Raw genomic sequence first — 18,848 nt, forward strand, 5'->3', positions numbered from 1 at the left:
TGGTACTGCGTAACAGTGGAAGAGTAGGTAGCCGCCGTCTTGAAGCAAGGCGACAGCCGATGGAGAGGAGTCAGTCCGTAAGGGGTGACTCCTTTTTCTGTTATATACACCAGCCGTCGTAGAGACCTAGCGTGCCGCATCTCGTATCGTCTGACGATATTCTAAGTTACCATTTGAAGGGATGAGACGCTGCACGCTACGTCTCTACAATTGGGTGAGATTTCATTGTTTGCTGAATCGGGAACAATAAAGTTCGTATCTTGCCGTTATATTAAGAATTCACCGAATGATTCTGATTTATGAGCAGCATATATGATTCTCGTCAAAGATGGAAATTAGGCTTTATTTTTGCCGCTGTATTGATCGCTATGGCTTCTGTGGTAGTCTCGGATCTCTTGATTAAAGATCTGGCCCGAGAAGAGCGTCAGAAGATCGAGGTTTGGAGTGAGGCAACCCGGGTCATGACCAGTGAGAATCCAAGCCTTAATATGAATCTTATCCTAAAAATCATCCAAGGGAATACTTCTATTCCTGTTATATTATGCAGCGAGACGGATAGCGTGGTTTCTTACAATAATATAGAGATTCCGGAAAAGAATGTAGCGCAGTTCATGACGAATAAGGTTAAGGAACTGAGAACCAAAAATCCTCCGATCGTAATTGACATGGAGGATGGTACTTACCAATATTTATATTACGATGATTCGATTATCTTAAAGCGACTGCTTGTTTATCCCTATGCGCAATTATCAGTTGTATTTGTTTTTATATTAATCGCTTTTTTAGCCTTGGCTAGTACAAAGAAGGCAGAACAGAATAAAGTGTGGGTGGGGTTATCGAAAGAGACGGCTCACCAATTAGGAACGCCTATATCCTCGCTAATCGCTTGGGTTGAATATTTGCGAACGAAAGATATAGATCCTTCTCTATTGACAGAGATGGATAAGGATGTGAAACGCTTACAAACGATAGCGGAGCGTTTCTCTAAAATCGGTTCAGATCCGGATCCGGTTCCGACAAATATCGTGGAATCCATCCGTGCGGCTTTGGGATATATGGAGACCCGTATTTCCTCGAAGGTGAAAATTAATACGTATTTGCCGGAGCGGCCGATATTGGTCTTAATGAATGATTCCCTGTTCGCTTGGGTAATCGAGAACCTGACGAAAAATGCGGTGGACGCCATGGAGGGGCAGGGTGAGATTTCGCTAAAAGTAGAGGAAAGAGAGAAGTTCGTGCTGATCGATTTGTCTGATACCGGAAAAGGTATCCCAAAATCAAAATTCAAGACGGTTTTCAATCCGGGGTATACGACCAAGAAACGTGGCTGGGGACTAGGCTTGTCCTTGGTTAAGCGTATTATCGAGTCCTTCCAAGGAGGAAAGATTTTCGTGAAGAGTTCGGAGTTGGGGAAAGGGACGACTTTTCGTATAAAATTGAAGAAATATAAGGGTTAAATCGTATTATAGGAAAAAATAAGCATAAAGGTATTGTTTTTGTATTTAGTTTTTTCGTACCTTTGCAAGGTTTTTACACTAAAAGGCTTTGGGGAAATTTAAATTATATAATGTAGATTTGAAAAATCTCTCTCCGGGAGTACACGAATTCGAGTATCTTTTGGAGAACAAGTTTTTTGTGGACATTGACGGAACCGAGGTCCAGAAGGGCAAAGTGAAGGTTCATCTTACCGTAAAACGGTCGTCAATGATGTTTGAGATGAACTTTCAGATAGAAGGGGTTGTTGTTGTTCCATGCGATAGATGCTTGGACGATATGGAAATTCCTATTGATACCCACAATCGTCTGGTGGTAAAATTCGGCAAGGAATATGCCGAGGAGAGTGATGAGGTTGTCGTGATACCGGAAGAGGAGGGCGCTATTAATTTGGCGTGGTTCCTGTATGAGTTTATCGCTTTGGCGGTTCCCATGAAGCATGTACATGCGCCGGGTAAATGTAATAAGGCAATGTCGTCTAAATTGAAGAAACATACCGCCAGAAGTTCGGATGAGACCGAAGACGATTTTGAGGATGACATGGGAGGTGATGATTTGGCGTTGGAAGATGACGGAAACGCTAGTCCTGCCGATCCTCGTTGGGATGCTCTGAAAGGTTTGCTAGAGAATGATAACAATTAAATAAATAAAACAATGGCACATCCTAAAAGAAGACAAGGTAAGACAAGAACAGCCAAGAGAAGAACTCATGACAAGGCTGTAGCTCCAACAATGGCAATTTGCCCGAACTGTGGCGCATGGCACATCTATCACACTGTATGTGGTGAGTGCGGTTATTACAGAGGTAAATTAGCGATTGAAAAAGAAGCTGCCGTGTAAGTTTGTCAACTTATATGGTTTGATGAACAAAAGAAATAGCCCTAAAAGTTTTTTTAGGGCTTTTTTTTAATTGGGATAAGTAGTCCTTTTATTTTTAAAGTTATGGATAAGATAAATGCGGTTATCACAGGAGTGGGTGGATACGTTCCTGAAGATGTATTGACGAATGAGGATATTTCCAAGATGGTCGATACGACGGATGAGTGGATCATGACTCGTGTGGGTATTAAGGAGCGCAGGATATTGAAAGGGGAGGGCGTAGGACTCTCTTACATGGGTATACGGGCCGTGAAGCAATTGCTCGAGAAAACGAACCTGAATCCGGAAGAAGTAGAGGTTGTCTTGACCGCTACGACTACCCCGGATCATCATTTCCCGACAACTTCTTCTATCATCGCTTATCATACAGGTTGTAAGAATGCGATGACTTTTGATATGCAAGGTGCGTGCGCAGGCTTCTTGTATGCTTTGGAGACGGGCGCTAATTATATTCGCTCGGGGCGTTATAAGAAGGTGGTTGTCGTATCGGGTGATAAGATGACATCTATTACAGATTATCAAGATCGTTCTACTTGTCCTTTGTTCGGGGATGCTTGCGGAGCGGTCTTGTTGGAGCCAACTACCGAGGAGTTCGGTGTCTTGGATACTATTTTACGGACAGACGGCGTAGGCTATCCGCATCTGATCATGAAATCGGGCGGCTCGGCTTATCCTCCTTCTCACGAGACGGTGGACAACCGTGAGCATTTCGTTTATCAAGATGGACGTGTGGTGTTCAAGTACGCGGTTTCTTATATGGCGGACGTGGCCGCTGAGATCGCGGAGAAGAATGGCTTGACGCATGATGATATCGCGTGGATCGTTCCTCATCAAGCGAACCTGCGGATTATCGACGCTACGGCGAAACGCTTGGGCGTAGATATGGATAAGGTGATGATCAATATCCAGAAATATGGCAACACAAGCGCCGGTACGATTCCTATTTGTCTATGGGAATGGGAGAATCAATTGAAAAAAGGAGATAACCTGATCCTTGCCGCTTTTGGAGCGGGCTTTACGTGGGGAGCGGTTTATCTGAAATGGGGGTATGATGGAAAAAAAGCATAAATCGGGTTTTGTCAATATCGTTGGAAACCCAAACGTAGGTAAGTCTACGTTGATGAATCGTTTGGTCGGGGAGCGGATCTCTATTATCACCTCGAAGGCGCAAACGACAAGGCATCGTATTATGGGTATCGTGAATACCGACGATATGCAAATCGTGTATTCTGACACGCCGGGAGTCTTGCGGCCGAATTATAAGTTGCAGGAATCCATGCTTAATTTCTCTCAATCCGCCTTAGGCGACGCCGACGTGCTGTTGTACGTGACGGATGTCGTCGAGACGATTGATAAAAATAACGAGTTCCTAGCACGGGTACAGAGCATAGAGTGTCCGGTTCTCTTGTTGATCAATAAGATCGACCAGACCAATCAGCCGGAGCTGGAGAAGCTCGTGGCCCAGTGGAAGGAATTGCTTCCGAAGGCCGAGATCATCCCGATCTCCGCGCTTTCGAATTTCAATATAGATTACGTGAAGCGTCGGGTGGAGGAGTTGATGCCTGATTCCCCGCCTTATTTCGAGAAAGACGCCTTGACCGATAAACCGGCCCGTTTCTTCGTGACAGAGATCATTCGTGAGAAAATCTTGTTATATTATCAGAAGGAAATACCTTATGCGGTAGAAGTGGTCGTCGAGTTGTTCAAGGAAGATGATGAGCTGATCCATATCAAGGCGCTGATCATCGTGGAGCGTGATACCCAGAAGGGGATTATCATCGGGCATCAAGGGCAAGCATTGAAGAAAGTAGGTGCTATGGCCCGGAAGGATATCGAACGTTTCTTCGGAAAAAAGGTGTTTTTGGAAATGTTTGTCAAAGTGGAAAAAGACTGGCGTAACCGTGACAACATATTGAAGAACTTCGGTTATCAGCTGGACTAATAATAGCATACGAAAGGAGAATTTATGGGAAATATAGTAGCGATAGTGGGGAGACCCAATGTAGGTAAGTCCACCCTTTTCAACCGGTTGACGGGTACCCGTCAGGCGATCGTGAACGAGGAGGCTGGTACTACCCGCGACCGTCAGTACGGCAAGGTGGAGTGGACCGGCAAGGAGTTTTCGCTGATTGACACAGGCGGATGGGTGGTTAACTCGGAGGATGTTTTCGAGGAGGAGATCAACAAGCAGGTAAAAGTGGCTATCGAGGAGGCGGACGTGATCTTGTTCGTCGTCGATGTATTGAATGGCATCACGGATCTGGACATGGAGGTGGCGCAGATCTTGCGCCGTTGCAAGCGGCCGGTGATCGTGGTGGCGAACAAGGCGGATAATTACGAATTGCATCCGGCCTCGGCGGAGTTTTACTCGTTTGGCTTGGGAGATCCTTTCTGCATCTCGGCCATCAATGGTTCTTATACCGGGGATTTGCTGGATAAGATCGTGGCGACGTTGCCCGAGGAGAAGGTGGAGATACTGGAGGAGGAGTTGCCCCGTATCGCGATTATAGGACGCCCGAACGCGGGAAAGTCTTCTCTTATCAATGCTTTTATTGGCGAGGATCGGCATATCGTTACCGATATCGCGGGCACGACCCGTGATTCCATCTACACGAAATATAATAAATTCGGCTTGAACTTCTATTTGGTGGATACGGCGGGTATCCGTAAGAAGGGGAAGGTGAATGAGGACTTGGAGTATTACTCGGTGATCCGTTCGATCCGCGCGATCGAGAACTCGGATGTCTGCGTGCTGATGTTGGACGCTACGAGGGGCATCGAAAGCCAGGATATGAATATCTTCTCGCTGGTGCAGAAGAATAAGAAGGGATTGGTGGTTTGCGTGAATAAGTGGGACTTGATCGAGGATAAGAGCCAGAAGGTGATCGACTCGTACACGACCGCTATCCGCGAGCGTCTGGCTCCGTTTACCGACTTCCCGATCTTGTTTATCTCGGCCATGACGAAACAACGTATCCTGAAGGTGCTGGAGACCGCCAAGGAGGTTTACGAGAATCGCTCCAAGCGTGTCCCTACGGCCAAGCTGAACGAGGTGATGCTCCCGATCATCGAGAATTATCCTCCCCCAGCCTGGAAGGGTAAATATATCAAGATCAAATATATCACCCAGCTTCCGGCGGGCAGCGTGCCTTCTTTCGTGTTCTTCTGTAACTTGCCGCAATGGATCAAGGACCCGTACAAACGTTTCCTTGAGAACAAGATCCGCGAGAACTGGGATTTTACCGGTACGCCGATTAATATATTTATCCGGGAAAAGTAAATACTAGATACAAAAAAGCCGCTTCCTGTAATGGGGAGGCGGCTTTTTCTATTTAGAATAGGTCGGAATGCGTTCCGGTATCGGTGAAAAGCAAGATTAGCTCCGTGTCGTCTTGGCTCCATATCAGCAGCCAGTCTCCTTGGATATGACATTCCCACAATCCCGCGTATTTCCCGGATAGCTTATGCGGGTGGTATTGGGAGGGAAGGGAACCGGTTGTTTCAAGCAAGTTGGATACTTGCTCGAATAAGTTCATATCATATCCTCTTTTTTGGCATAGCCTCAAGTTCTTCTTGAACTTTTTGGTATAGTTGATGGAATATTTCATCAGCCTAGGATTTGTTTCATCAAATCCTTTGTGCTTTCCGCATGATAAATCCTTCCTGCCTTCACGTCCTCCAAGGCCTCGTCCAATCCGGATTTCTTCTGTGCCTTTACCTTGCCTTCCAGCGAGGTGATGAATTTCTTCAAGATGTCGGCGTATTTCTCGGGGATGGTTACCTCGAATGTCTTTAATGATGTCGTTGTCTCCATATCGCTCTGTTTTAGGAATTTCCTTCGCAAATATACGGAATAAAAAGAGAAGGGGAATTGTTTTCCTTCTCTTTTTATTTCCCACTTCCGCGTCGGGAGGGAGGGACGTGACGGTTAGATCTCGTCCGGGCTCTCGGAGTCTCCGCCGGGCGTAGGCTCGGGTGTAGGCTCGGGAGCGGGCGCCGGTTTCTTGGCGGAGGCCATGCGCTGGTTGTAGGCGGCGGTGGTCTCGGCGATCAGCTGGTTGAGGGCGGCGATGAAGGCGGTCGCTTTCTCGGACGGCTTCGCTACGCCATAGGACTGGGCCAGCAGGGTGAGATCGTCATAATACACGTCGATCCGCTTGCGCAGGTTGGCGCCGCTTTCCTTTTTGGAGGTGGTCCGGTTTTGGACGCGTTGCTGCGACAGGCGGTCGTAGGCGTTATTCTCTTTCTCCAGTTCGGCGAGGTAAGCGTCGAGGCCGAGCGTGGTGACGTACGGCTTGTTCTCGTCCTTGCGCAAATCCAGCAAGAGGCCCTTTATCTTGGCGGTCTCCTGCGCCATGGGAAGGCGGGCGATGCCGTTATAGGGCTTGATGACCTTGTATAGGTACTTGCCCGCGTCACGCTCGGCCTCCAGCGGGAGGGTACCGGCCCGTGAGATGCGGGTGATGATATAGATGGCGAGGTTGTCGCGGTTGGTATCGTGCAAGGCCATTTGCTCGGTCTCCTGCGAGGTGCGGCTCTCGTCCACCACGTCGGCCATGGCGAGGAGGTCTGCCTCGTAGGTATCGAGGAATTCTTTGGTGAGGCCCAGCTCGGGGATGCCGTCGCTGCCGGTCAGCAGGGAGATCTCGTCGGGGGACTCGGAATCGCCGCCACCGCTGTTTCCGTTGGCTAGGTCGAGGACGTGGTTCATGAAGGAGAGGTACTCGGCGTTGTTAAGGACGTAGAGCATGATGTTTTTAACTTTAGTGTAATTGCCCATGATATTGATTTTTTAGATTAATGAAAGGCAATGTAGGCAAATAATCTTTACGAGGCTAGGTTTTAGGCCCTAATTTTTATGGTTTGCCGCTCAAATGCTGAAAAATGCTTTCAAGGAATCTAAAAACGGCTTTTCAACGTTGAAAAATCACTTTTAGAAATCTAAAAACGGCTTTTAAATGCCGCGAGATCATTTTTAGAAATCTGGAAACCTGTTTTCACCCTCGCGAAATGTCTTTTAGATTTCTAAAAGTGATGTTTCACTGTTTGATGCCCGTTTTTAGAAATCCGGAAGAAAACCAGTTAAAGATCTTTTATTGCTATATTGTTTTTAGTTTCTCAAAGATTGCGATACAAAACTTTTCATCAATTATATGCTTTAAAGTGTTTTCCCAAATACTTCCGTTTACTAGTACTTTTAGAGATGAATCTTTGAATTTATCTTTGAATTCTTCGAAATTGAGGAATGGTATTTCTTCAAATAGATTCTGTTCTGAGTATAAGACCGGCATATCATCAAGCTCTTGCCAAAGGTAGGCCATTTCAAAAAAGATACAATGATCAAGTGTTTCAAATTCTCTTTTTAGATCTAATGGGATCATTATATCTTCAAAATCAATTTCGTCATGCTCCGTCTGTCCATGATCTGTACCTTCATATACTCCTAAAAAGGGATTCCATAATCCATAATCAAATTTGGCTCTTAGTTTGCTGTTCCAACGAATATTTTTATTGAATACTAGACCTAATTTAGGTCTATAAAGAGTGTCGATATCAGACATAAAAACGGAGTAATGGGCATCTCCTAATTTAAGGTAATGCCAATTGTTTATTAAAAATTGGTAACTAAATGGATAATGTATGGAAAGGTATATTTGTGCGAAATCAATATTATTAAGGAAAAAGGTTAGATATTTTTGATAAATGGAGGATCTATTATTAGCGTTTATGCTGTTTGTGTGAGTTTTACTAATGTGATTTTGATAGTGCTCTTTTTGATGGCAGTCCTCACATAAAGTGATAAGATTTGAATTTTCATATTCCCATGCAAGATGATTTTCTTTATATGATTTATGATGGACATGGAGAATTGGCATATCATATTCTTGTTTACAAAGATTCGTGTAAAAATAGGTACTATCTTCTATGTAATCATCATCTATACAGATATTATTAAATAGTATATGAATTGCTGTTGTTGTCATTTTAAGGAAACCGGAAGGTTGTTTATCCTTATGCTTAACTTCATAAGAGCAAATATAGCTATATGGATTAATTAATATTTTTCTACCACTAATTGGAAAAGATGATTTTTCTTCGTTTTTCCATAAAATGTAATCCTCTGCTTGATTGAGTATTGTTCCTCCCATATTGTAGAGTAATGGATTAGTCCAAGAAGGATGTTTTTGTAGCCAGTTGTTGCTATTAATTAATATGACATTAAAATCTGTTCCTTTGATTTGTGTCTTATTATCAACTGTGTTTGGGTAAAAAAAAGTCTTTTCAGTTTCTAATTTTTTTTCATCTATGATTGGTCTTCCGTAGCTATCATATGTTCCAGAGACACAATTTAAATGAAAGAAACTATCATAGACTAATTTTTGTAGTTCTTTGTCTGTGATATAATTACGAATATCGTCTAGAGTGCGTAGAGGAATAAATATGTCATCGCCACATATCCCAGACTTATTGCAATGTTGACAATGATATTTGTCTCGTTGTAGTATGGCATTCCTTTTTTCTTTCCATTCACTGGTTTCTAGTTGCTCTTTATAGCTCATCATAGTATTATTGCATTTTTATTTTTCCAATAGCTCCATCACATCCCTCTTCAGCGCCGGGATATGATTCATGATAAGCGTCCAAAGGAAATCTGGTGTCACGCTATCGTAGCCATGAATAACTCTGTTCCGGGTATTGACGATTGCCCTTGCGTGGGGCAATTGGAAATCGGGATCGATTTTTAGTATCCTGTTTATGGCCTCGCCCATGATCTCGACGTTACGCTCCACAGCTCTTTGGCGGAGGATATCTTTCTCGAAATCTTGGTAAACACTCGGGCTGCCCTCAAAGTAACTCTCAGTTTCTTCGATGGAAAGCAGTACATCGTAAAGATGTTTCTCTATATATTCATCCATAAATCAACGATTTTGTCCTGTCGATATTCCTCCTCAACACCGGGTTCCGGATCGCCTTGTCTTCCAGCAAGTCGATCTCCCGGTGGAAGATGGCGGACAAGGCATCCCGTAGGTCGAAGAAATTGTTTACATAATCCACCTGCTCCACCTCCTTGTCGAAATCCACCACAAGGTCAATGTCGCTCTTCTCCGTGAAGCGGCTGGTCAGCACGGAGCCGAAGGCGAATAGCCGCTTTACCTTATGCTTCTCGCATAAGGCGATGATGCTGGGGCGATATTTGCTGAAGAAATCCATAAGTGTCTCGTTTATATACTTTTCGCAAATATACTTAATTAAAAATAGAATCGCATGAGAAAAAGTTCTTTTATAAATTCTCTATCATCCTGTTCACCGCGAGTCTTACGGTTGGCAAATTATTTTTCATTACATCAAAAATAATATCCGCGTCAATATCGAAATAGTGATGGGCGATGATATCCCTCATACCCATTACACCTTTCCAATCGATTTCGGGATATTGGGATAACAATTGTTTATCCGTGATTTTATCGATCCGTTTTACGCTCTCGCCAATGGCGATCAACAGCATACAGATACTCTCCATTCTCTCCACTCCGCTGGGAGTTGTCAGGAAATCATCGGGAGACTGTATGGTATCGGATCTTTCCAATATTCGGTTAATGGCTGTCCCTATCTTTTGTAGCGACGAGCGGAGCAATTCCTCATCCCACATAAATCCCCTCCTTCTCTATCCTGCTTCTCAGGAAAGCGTCCATGTGCTCGCGTAAGCGGACGATATCGACATCGCAGCCGAATAGTTTCTGCAAGTCCTCCTTTATATGTACCAAGGCGAACAGGCTTGGCTTCGAGGTCTCGAGGTAGATATCTACATCGCTTCCCTCGGTCTGTTCCCCACGGGCGACCGAGCCGAATATCCCCATACGGGTGATATGATATTTACCGGCGTTCTTGGCCACGTAGTCCCGTAAAATACTTATGTATTCAGCCGTTGTTTTCATATATGCTTCATTATTACCCGAACAAAAGTAATTATTATTCCTTATATCGCCAAAGCTTTCGGAAACCTCAATAATAATCGTACCTTTACCCTCCGATTATCCACCTTTAAAATAGCATACCATGTTTACGCCATCGATGACCGAAGAGGAAATACAACAAGCCGCTTATAAGGATTACTTGGAGATACGGACGAGGGTGCAGATCGCTTTCGAGCGCTTCGGCCAAAGCATGCGGATCAGCGGGAAGCATAAAAGGGCCATCCATTCCTTGAGCGAGAGCCATACCCTTTGCACGCGGGCGAAGAATACGTGGAATGTCAATTTTCGCTATACGGGCTATACGCCGGACGGTCAGATTAACATCGTCTGCTACCTCTACATCCCCTTGCGACGGGAGAACGGGGTGGATTACCTTTTTATGAACGACCCTAAGTGCTTCAAAGTGGAAAGGGTGAGTTCCCACTTCCTCCAACGCTATAAGGAGCGTTATCTCGATCCCGCAGGGATCGACTTGAAAGGCGTGCATCCCGCCATCTATTTCATGCAGAACAACGAGGACAGGAGGCAGGCTTACTACCTGCCCAAGAACTGGACCGACGAGGAGTTGGCGGAGAAGTGCTTCCTTGTCTCGAGGCAAGGCCTGTCGCTGATCAAGCTACGCGGGAAAACGCTCACTTATATTACTTTTCTCGACCAAGAGAACCTGAGCCGTTACAAGGCGCAAGTATGCGAGGAGGAGGAATACCTGCATCTGATGGGGAAGGCAAAGGATTCCGATATCCTTGGCTTGCAGGCGATCAGCAAGAAACTGTGCGCGGATATCGAGCATACGAGGAGAGTCATGAACCGGCTCGTCCTGCGGGCCGGGCGCACGCCGGAACAGCGGGAGGAGTTGAGCCGGATGTTGGACAATGGCTTGAAGGTTATCTTGGAGCAGACCTCCTTTTTCGATGAGGCGTGGAAAGAGACCGTGAAGAAGTATGAGGCGAAGAGCCTCCTTGACTTTGGCATCGAGAAGATCGCCGACCAGTTGCGGGCTCCTTCGGAGGGAAATGATTTATATTCACTTTAAAATTTAAGATACAATGTTTACGCCATCAATGACAAACGAGGAAATAGAGGCAGTGGCCTATAAGGACTTTCTGGAAATCCGGGGAAGAGTGGAAATCGCGAAGGATAAATTCGTACAAAGGGTGAGATGCACGCCCCCGGGATTTTGGGCCTTGCATTCCTTGCAGGAGACACATACCCTTCAAACCCGCTCCAAGAATACATGGACTGTATATTTCTATTATTTGTACACGACACCGGCCGGTGCCGTGAAAGTCTCATCTATGATCTACACCTCCCTGCCGGGAGATGAAGGCACGGATTACCTGTTTATGAATAATCTCGACCGCTTCCGGCTGGAAAGGGTGAGTTCGCATTTCTCGCGACAATACGAGGAACGCTATATCGATCCGAACCAGATCCAACTGAACGGCCTTCTGCCCGCTATCTATTTCATGAGGACTGCTGGCGACCGGAAGATCGCTCCCTACACTCCCGATACATGGACCGAGGAGGAGAAAAAGGACAAATATCTTTTCGTGTCGGAGCAAGGGACCATGGAGGCGAAGCTGGAGGGGCGTGTGGAGACCTACCTTACTTTCTTAGAGCCGGAACAGCCGGGTGATTAATAAGTAGAGGGCGAGGTTGATACCCCGCCCTCCCGATAACTAGGTAGATACCTCCGGGCTTATCTTTTCAGAAGATCGATCCTCTCGCCGGGCAACAGTACCGCATGAACCTTCTCCGTTACCCGCCCCTTCACGTTGAAGGAATCCCTTAGGCGGATGTCGTCGGCGGAGGAGCCAATCTGCGCCTCATATTTACCGGACTCTACGACCCAATGACTGGCGCTCTCGTCGAAGGAGGCCAGATCCGTATCTTTCACCTTGAAGATGATCTCACGGCTCTCCCCCGGCTGGAGGAGTTGGGTCTTGACGAAACCTCTCAACTCTTTCGCCGGTTTATCCATGCTCTTGCCGGGGGCGGAGATATATAGCTGGACCACTTCCTTCCCGGCTACCGGGCCATTGTTCGTGATCGTGCAACTGATGCTGTAGTCCGTATCGCCCATGAACACTTTCAAGCTCGAATAATTGAAAGTAGTATACGACTGTCCGTAGCCAAACGGATAGGAGACGGGCACGCCGAACGTATCGAAGTAACGGTAGCCCACGTAGATACCCTCCTCGTAGTTGGTATAGTCAATATTCTTACGATCCGTATGCTCCGGGCCTCCTCCCATGAAGCCGGCTAACATTTCTTTCAGGTCGATACCCGAAGCGTCCGGGAAATTCTTCGTGGAGGCTACGTCGGCGATGCTCACGGGGAAAGTCATCGGGAGCTTACCGGAAGGATTCACCTTTCCGGACAGGATATCGGCTACCGTGTTACCCCCTTCCTGCCCGGCTTGCCAAGCCAATAGGATGGCATCCGGTTCCGATTTCCAGCTGGCGGTCTCGATCACGCCCCCGATATTCAAGATTACGACCACCTTCTTCCCTTCCTTATGGAAAGCGTCGGAAACCGATTGGATCAACGCTCGCTCATTCTCCGTCAGGTTGAAATCTCCCTCGATCTTCCGGTCTTGGAACTCTCCCGAGCTACGGCCTATCGTAACGAAGGCGATATCCGCCTCTTTCGCCTTAGCGGCCAGCCCTGCGGCATCCGGAACGAACTCCGGGATACGAGGGTGGTTGAAGAAAGCGGCGGCGGGACTCGTGTCTTTCGGCTGTTTCGCCTTTTCCTCGGTACTGTATTTCTCGTATAAGGCTTTCACTTCGGCGTCCATGGTATAACCGGCGTTCTCCAGACCTTCCACGAGGGATACGGTATAAGCCTCGTTCACGTCGCCGCTGCCGGTGCCTCCGGCGATAAAATCGTACGAGGTGGTACCGTAAGCCGCTATCTTCTTGATACCCGGGGCCAGCGGCAAGGCATTATTCGTATTCTTTAATAAAACCATACCTTCGGAAGCGGACGCACGGGTTACCTCGGCGTGAGCTTTTAGGTCCGGTTTGTCGGAATAGGCGTATTGGGCAAAGCGGGGGGCTTGAAGGATCAGTCGTAATACACGGGTTACGTCCGTATCCACGTCGTCGATAGAGAGAGAACCGTCCTCAAGCGCTTTTAGGAGGGCCTCTTTCTGGTCCGGCCGTCCGGGCATCAGCAGATCGTTTCCGGCGTGGATCTGGGCGGGGGCGTTCTTGCCGCCAAACCAGTCGGTCATGACAAGGCCGCTAAAACCCCATTCGTCACGGAGGATGGTCGTTAGCAAATCACGGCTTTCGGAGGCATACTCACCATTTATCTTATTGTAGGAAGACATGACCGTCCACGGGCTTGCCTCTTTTACGACCATCTCGAAACCTCTTAGGTAAATCTCCCGCAAGGCACGGGGGGTGAGGCGGGCATCCGTTCCCGTCCGGTTGGTCTCTTGATTATTGACGGCGAAATGCTTGATGGAGGTTCCCACGCCATTGCTTTGGATACCGTTTACCATCGCTGTCGCTATCCGGCCCGTCAAGTAGGGATCTTCGGAATAATACTCGAAGTTACGTCCGCAGAGAGGGCTTCGGTGGATATTCAGCGCGGGGGCCAAGAGTACGTCGCAACCGTATTCTTTCACCTCGTCGCCCATGGCGTTGCCTACGTTTTTGACCAATGCGGTGTTCCATGTGGAGGCTAGCAAGGTAGCGACCGGGAATGCCGTGCAATAATAGGTCGCCTCGTTCCCCTCGCGAGTCGGGGAGATACGTAATCCGGCGGGACCGTCGGCCACTACGATAGCGGGGATTCCCAGACGTTCGATCGGGAAGGTCGTTCCGGCGGCTCCCGGCACTATATTTTGCGTGCTGCCGACTACGGCTGATTGGCCGCCGAACCCGGGCATTCCGGTTCCGACTAACAGGGATACTTTCTCTTCGGCAGTCATGGCGGCTACGATTTTCTCGATAGGATCTTTACCCAATTGCGGCAAGGTTTGGGAGTGCCCTACTTGCATGGCCATCGTAAGGCATGCGCCCATTAATAGTTTGTTCATATAGAATGGTTTTTGTGTTTTTCAGTGCCCCAAAAGTAGGCGAAGGAATCGAGGCGGACAAAGAAAAAGAAAGGTATCGGAGGTAAGGATTTCGTTTTTTGATGAATATCAAACATTGTAGGGGTTTGATGATATATTTAGGGGACGCCGACTGCGCAGTCGGCGTCCTGTACTATTTATAATGTATTCAGAAGTTTATGAATCTCATTAACCATCTGCGTAGCGGATTCTTGTGTCTCGGATAAACCTTCCGGAGTGATCTTGGCAACCGTCTTGTTCAACTTCTCGAGTTTGCCTTTAGCTCCTTTCGTTGTCAGCTCTTCCCGGAGGATGCGGATCTTCTCGCAATCTTGTATACCCTCGACCAAACGTTCGAAGCGAATGCTACTGCGTGGACCGGGATAAATACTGTATGTATCGCCTGCCGCCCAAGTGCGGAAACGCGAATCACGCAGAGGATCGGCGGTCCAGCTATTAACTGCCCAACGTAGATAACCGTCGTAACCACCAGCTACGGCGTGCAAGACCGTCCATGCCGCTTCCGCCGGGTCGGAGAAGGTGAAGGTATTCGGGAACGCTTCCGCGCAACAGGTATAAACGGTACTGATCTGTCCCGCTTTATCACGGGCAGCCTTTACGTCTTCTGGGAATTTATGCCCATAGGGAATACTTAAATAGTATAAGTCCGATTGAATTTCCGGATGATAATTTCCGGCCAGCGTGATCTTGAACTCCGGATCGGCTTGCTTGATAACCTTGATCGCTTCACGCATCGCCTCCATCGGACGCTCGTCCATAGAGATGGCGGTTTTCTCGAACCAACCTTTCTCGCGAAGGTGGCGGGAGAAATCTTTTAGGAAAGTACCCCAATAGTCTGCGTAAGCGGCGTCACCCGGTTTCGTGTTGAGGAATTGTACACGATTTGTCGCCTCGTCGTAATAATCGAAAGATAAAGCCCAAGGGATCATGGTGTAGCAACTGATCATATCATCGATACCGATCTCGTTCATCATGAATGCCACCCATTTGTCGAAGACGGCGTAATCATATGCCCAAGTGCCGTCTATCTTCTTGATCCGGGTGATCATGCTGTCGAAATGATCCTCGGTCTGTCCGGCCCAAGGTTTATGCATGATACTGGTGGTGATAGCGCGCTGTCCGGCGTTCGCCAACATCTTCATGATCGGGCGCATAGCGTCGAAATGCTCTTTACTCCAAAGAGGAACTTGGTAGTAACGGGCCACGGAATACGGGTTCTGCCATAAGTCCAGATGGAAAGCCCAGTCCTTCGGGGCGGGAAGTGTGCGGTTCAATACGTCCACTTCTATTTGTAATTCCATGGGGGAGGCATTTTTTCCCGTGACAGTCAATGTCCCTTTATATTTACCGGCTTTTGCGGATTGAGGTACCCAGATATTCATCCAGATCGGCTGGGTGGTGCGTGCCTTGATATCACGGATCTTTACGATATCCAATACATCTGCTACGACGGAGGAATCCCATTCCGCCTTATTCTCTCGGTGGCCGCAACCGCCTTTACGGTCTTTATTCAATTCATCGGTCATGACGTATCGGACAAAGTTCGTCGTGATTGCGGAGGATGGGATGATGGAAGAACCGCTCTTTAAGTCGCTCACGGTGATAGAGGCATCCTCGAGTCCCACCTTGGTCCATAACACGGCTTGTGCGTTTACCCGTTCCCCTTTCCATGCTTTCGTCTGCCAGCGATTGCTTTTCTTGACATCGGGAATACTGAGTTTCGGATATCGTATATCGGTCGTGCCCCAGCTTAATTGGGTTGGGGCCGATAACTTGTCCCAGATCTCGTCGCTGTCATGCGGTTTCGTGTCGGTCAATTCCGTATAGTCGCCTAGCGGGTATTTCTCGGATTGCTGGGCTACGGTAAAAGAACTTAGTGCCAGAAAGGCACAAAGGATGAAAGTGTTTTTCATACGATTGCTTATTTTAGAATATTAACTAGGGCAAAGATAGGAATTAGTTGACAGTTGTCAACTGTCAACTAGCCTTTTATAGTGGCATACGAGCAGATTCCCCTCATCATCGTATAAGTGCATCCCGTTGCCTTCGCAATAACGGAACATCTTACAATCCGCGCATTCCCCTTTTTTAGCCCACTGGCGGTTACGATACGGTTTAAACTCATTATTCCAGATATCAATGAAATCGTCTTTATAGATGTTCCCTTGGTGGAAGTTGGCCCGTATACTGGGACAACCGGAGATAGCGCCATCAGCGAGGACAGAGGCCGTATTGATACCGGCGTTGCATTGGAAAATCGAGTCTCTCATCTCTGCCTCATAATTCCCGAGGAAGCCCTCACAGCCGTAGCTAACGTGTATCTTACCCTCTTTCCGGCAGAAGCGGATGAAGTTCATGAGCCATGTGAACTGCTCGTTCGTCAGTTGCAAATCGGTCTCAGTCGCGGCACGTCCAACTGGGAAGATCGTAAAGATACGCCACCGTTTTACGCCCATCTCGATCAAGAAATCCTTGAAGAGCATCAAATCCTTGAAGTTGCGTTGGTTTACGCAAGTCACCACATCCCAGATGATCTCCTTTTCCTCGGCCAACATACAGATGGCATTCAGTGCCTTCTCGAAACTTTTAGGATTACGGCGAAGCCAGTTATGCGCTTCCTCGAAACCATCCAAGCTGATAGTCGCCGAGTGCAATCCGGAAGCCAAGAGCGAGTCGAGCCGTTCCCGGGTCATCAGATAACCATTGGAGACGATCCCCCAAGGATATCCCCTGCGATACAGTTCCAACCCGCATTTCTCGATATCCTTACGAACCAGCGCCTCGCCTCCGGTAAAGATGACGAGCACTTTGTTCGGCTCGACGTAAGGCGTGATATCGTCTATGACTTTCAGGAAGTCTTCGACAGGCATATCCGGGACAGAGGCCGAGACATGGCAATCGCTCCCGCAATGACGGCAGGATACATTACAACGAAGCGTACACTCCCAAAAGAGTGTACGCAATTCATGTAATTTAGCCCTGTTCTTCTTGATACTTCGAAAAAGCTCTAGGGCGATACGTTTTTTGATGTTTGGGCGTTTGTCCATATTTTATTCTTTTTTCTCTTTAAGTTTGATGTCGGGGATGTTAACCTCCGCTTTCCCATGGAACCAAGATTTACCTCCCTCAAATCCTTCGATCTTGACATCTATCGAATCCGTCTCGAATGATCCGTTTTCAGGCCCGTCAATATCTTTAGCGATAATGCGTACGATGCCCATTGGGGAATCCTCGAATTTTATATCGTAACTTCCGTCTTTTTGGGTTTGGGGTGATTTATATATTTCGCTTATATATGAGGGAGATAATACGTTATTATATATGCCCCCATAGTTGATCTCTATTCCTTGGATGGGATCTCCGTTCATATCTGTAACTTTTCCTTTCAACTCGTATTCTGCGTAGGGGCTACCATACTCATCTGTAGCGCCACAGGAAGTAACGCTGAAGCCTAGTAGAGAAAGAAGCCCCGCTAAAATCCAGTTAAAACCTTTTAATATGGAATGATACACTGTTTCCATTTTCTAGTTTTTGCGTGTTAGTTGGAAGTTAATTTCTTTTGATCCTTTACCCATTAACATCCCTTTCCCTTGTGATAATTCAATTTCGGCGAAATTTACGATAATAGAATCAGTTTTGCAAGCGTTTGGGTCATTCCAATACGAAGATAATTTTGTGTAGATGGTATGTTCGATAGCCGTAGCCTTATCGTAGGTGAATTGATATCGTCCGGTCTCATCCGTGATAGCCGGAAAGCTGGAAAGGTCGTCCTCTTGAGTAGGGGTATATGCCGGTGAGGTTAAGATTGCGACTCCGGCCAGCGGATAGCCTTGATCATCAGTTACTTTTCCGTAGATCGTGTACAATGCGTAAGGTTCCGTATGTGTATCTACATATTCCTTAAGTGTGATCTTGATTTCCTTAGAGGCACTACCTTCGTACCATCCATCACCTCCAGTAAGTTCCTCGCTGTCGAAGATTACTTGAGTCGTATCGGATGCGAATTGTCCTCCGTTCATTTCTTCATCTATGTCTTCCGTGATGAATCGGTATTTTAGGATTGGAAAATCAGTTTTCTTCCAATCAAACTCTCCGTTAGCGTTGGTCCTTACGGTATCGGTATGCAGCCATCCGTAAGGATAAATTCTTGCGTCATTTCGATTGATACGTATTTGGGCGTTAGGTATCGGATTATCGTTTGTATCCACGACTTTTCCTTTTATCTGAAAATTGGCGTAAGGAGTGCCATATTCACAAATTATGGGACCTTCTCCCTCGTCGTCAGTGCAGGAGAAACCTAAAAGCATTAATAAACTCGCCAATACGCAGTTGGCTTTTTTCAACAATTGCAAGTGCATCCTTTTCATGGTGTAAATTATTTTTATTTACGATTCTATTTATTTGATGAA

At 46.9% G+C, this 18,848-nt stretch carries 21 protein-coding genes; 8 read left to right on the plus strand and 13 right to left on the minus strand.

Annotated features, from left to right (window positions below; all coding sequences use genetic code 11):
• Positions 1 to 299 precede the first annotated feature (299 nt).
• The 6 genes from DW033_RS21870 to der all read left to right on the plus strand — a co-directional run bounded on the left by DW033_RS21870 (position 300) and on the right by der (position 5,653).
• Positions 300 to 1,457, plus strand: coding sequence for a HAMP domain-containing sensor histidine kinase (locus tag DW033_RS21870; protein ID WP_057326855.1), 1,158 nt, complete (start codon positions 300 to 302; stop codon positions 1,455 to 1,457).
• 88 nt (positions 1,458 to 1,545) lie between these two features.
• Positions 1,546 to 2,136, plus strand: a complete 591-nt coding sequence (locus tag DW033_RS21875; RefSeq protein WP_005867041.1) for a DUF177 domain-containing protein — start codon at positions 1,546 to 1,548, stop codon at positions 2,134 to 2,136.
• A gap of 12 nt (positions 2,137 to 2,148) precedes the next feature.
• On the plus strand, positions 2,149 to 2,334 hold the full coding sequence (gene rpmF, locus DW033_RS21880; RefSeq protein ID WP_005634607.1) for a 50S ribosomal protein L32: 186 nt from the start codon (positions 2,149 to 2,151) through the stop codon (positions 2,332 to 2,334).
• Positions 2,335 to 2,436: 102 nt separating this feature from the next.
• Positions 2,437 to 3,441, plus strand: coding sequence for a beta-ketoacyl-ACP synthase III (locus DW033_RS21885; protein ID WP_008779906.1), 1,005 nt, complete (start codon positions 2,437 to 2,439; stop codon positions 3,439 to 3,441).
• Entirely contained in the window at positions 3,425 to 4,315 is an 891-nt protein-coding gene (gene era, locus DW033_RS21890; protein WP_008773803.1) for a GTPase Era, read from the plus strand. Before DW033_RS21885 ends, era begins: the two co-directional genes overlap by 17 nt.
• Before the next feature lie 24 nt (positions 4,316 to 4,339).
• Positions 4,340 to 5,653 carry a ribosome biogenesis GTPase Der gene (gene der, locus DW033_RS21895; RefSeq protein ID WP_087346995.1) on the plus strand — a complete coding sequence of 438 codons (1,314 nt, stop codon included), beginning with the start codon at positions 4,340 to 4,342 and terminating at the stop codon, positions 5,651 to 5,653.
• A 52-nt stretch (positions 5,654 to 5,705) separates the two neighbouring features.
• On the opposite strand, the gene DW033_RS21900 is transcribed toward der, so the two are convergent.
• The 8 genes from DW033_RS21900 to DW033_RS21935 form a co-directional block, all read right to left on the minus strand.
• Entirely contained in the window at positions 5,706 to 5,981 is a 276-nt protein-coding gene (locus DW033_RS21900) for a type II toxin-antitoxin system YafQ family toxin (RefSeq protein ID WP_044545263.1), read from the minus strand.
• Positions 5,981 to 6,187 carry a hypothetical protein gene (locus DW033_RS21905; RefSeq protein ID WP_005867049.1) on the minus strand — a complete coding sequence of 69 codons (207 nt, stop codon included), beginning with the start codon at positions 6,185 to 6,187 and terminating at the stop codon, positions 5,981 to 5,983. The genes DW033_RS21900 and DW033_RS21905 overlap by 1 nt, the downstream gene beginning before the upstream one ends.
• A 114-nt stretch (positions 6,188 to 6,301) precedes the next feature.
• Positions 6,302 to 7,153: a DUF6261 family protein gene (locus DW033_RS21910; protein ID WP_048928511.1), complete on the minus strand. Its 852-nt coding sequence runs from the start codon at positions 7,151 to 7,153 to the stop codon at positions 6,302 to 6,304.
• A gap of 319 nt (positions 7,154 to 7,472) precedes the next feature.
• Positions 7,473 to 8,936: an HNH endonuclease gene (locus tag DW033_RS21915; RefSeq protein ID WP_048928512.1), complete on the minus strand. Its 1,464-nt coding sequence runs from the start codon at positions 8,934 to 8,936 to the stop codon at positions 7,473 to 7,475.
• Positions 8,937 to 8,951: 15 nt separating this feature from the next.
• Positions 8,952 to 9,290 carry a DUF86 domain-containing protein gene (locus DW033_RS21920; RefSeq protein WP_048928513.1) on the minus strand — a complete coding sequence of 113 codons (339 nt, stop codon included), beginning with the start codon at positions 9,288 to 9,290 and terminating at the stop codon, positions 8,952 to 8,954.
• Entirely contained in the window at positions 9,283 to 9,585 is a 303-nt protein-coding gene (locus DW033_RS21925) for a nucleotidyltransferase family protein (protein ID WP_022192261.1), read from the minus strand. The genes DW033_RS21920 and DW033_RS21925 overlap by 8 nt, the downstream gene beginning before the upstream one ends.
• A gap of 70 nt (positions 9,586 to 9,655) precedes the next feature.
• Entirely contained in the window at positions 9,656 to 10,024 is a 369-nt protein-coding gene (locus tag DW033_RS21930; protein ID WP_048928514.1) for a DUF86 domain-containing protein, read from the minus strand.
• Positions 10,014 to 10,310, minus strand: coding sequence for a nucleotidyltransferase family protein (locus DW033_RS21935; protein WP_048928515.1), 297 nt, complete (start codon positions 10,308 to 10,310; stop codon positions 10,014 to 10,016). Before DW033_RS21935 ends, DW033_RS21930 begins: the two co-directional genes overlap by 11 nt.
• 121 nt (positions 10,311 to 10,431) lie before the next feature.
• On the opposite strand from DW033_RS21935, the gene DW033_RS25105 reads away from it, so the two are divergent.
• Both DW033_RS25105 and DW033_RS21945 read left to right on the plus strand, forming a co-directional pair.
• Positions 10,432 to 11,382 carry a hypothetical protein gene (locus tag DW033_RS25105; protein ID WP_070104339.1) on the plus strand — a complete coding sequence of 317 codons (951 nt, stop codon included), beginning with the start codon at positions 10,432 to 10,434 and terminating at the stop codon, positions 11,380 to 11,382.
• A 13-nt stretch (positions 11,383 to 11,395) separates the two neighbouring features.
• Entirely contained in the window at positions 11,396 to 11,989 is a 594-nt protein-coding gene (locus DW033_RS21945) for a hypothetical protein (RefSeq protein ID WP_048928516.1), read from the plus strand.
• Between the two features lie 59 nt (positions 11,990 to 12,048).
• On the opposite strand, the gene DW033_RS21950 is transcribed toward DW033_RS21945, so the two are convergent.
• The 5 genes from DW033_RS21950 to DW033_RS21970 all read right to left on the minus strand — a co-directional run bounded on the left by DW033_RS21950 (position 12,049) and on the right by DW033_RS21970 (position 18,806).
• A complete protein-coding gene (locus DW033_RS21950; protein WP_122383147.1) occupies positions 12,049 to 14,400 on the minus strand; it encodes a glycoside hydrolase family 3 N-terminal domain-containing protein in 2,352 nt (783 codons plus the stop codon).
• Positions 14,401 to 14,576: 176 nt separating this feature from the next.
• A complete protein-coding gene (locus tag DW033_RS21955) occupies positions 14,577 to 16,352 on the minus strand; it encodes a DUF4091 domain-containing protein (protein WP_008779915.1) in 1,776 nt (591 codons plus the stop codon).
• A 57-nt stretch (positions 16,353 to 16,409) separates the two neighbouring features.
• Positions 16,410 to 17,486 (minus strand): TIGR04133 family radical SAM/SPASM protein, encoded by a 1,077-nt coding sequence (locus DW033_RS21960; RefSeq protein ID WP_008779916.1) that lies wholly within the window; start codon positions 17,484 to 17,486, stop codon positions 16,410 to 16,412.
• 3 nt (positions 17,487 to 17,489) lie between these two features.
• Entirely contained in the window at positions 17,490 to 17,960 is a 471-nt protein-coding gene (locus tag DW033_RS21965) for a radical SAM-associated putative lipoprotein (RefSeq protein WP_008773789.1), read from the minus strand.
• A gap of 3 nt (positions 17,961 to 17,963) precedes the next feature.
• Positions 17,964 to 18,806 (minus strand): radical SAM-associated putative lipoprotein, encoded by an 843-nt coding sequence (locus DW033_RS21970; RefSeq protein WP_036609903.1) that lies wholly within the window; start codon positions 18,804 to 18,806, stop codon positions 17,964 to 17,966.
• Positions 18,807 to 18,848 lie beyond the last annotated feature (42 nt).

Source organism: Parabacteroides sp. AF39-10AC (assembly GCF_003635405.1).
Lineage (GTDB): Bacteria > Bacteroidota > Bacteroidia > Bacteroidales > Tannerellaceae > Parabacteroides > Parabacteroides distasonis.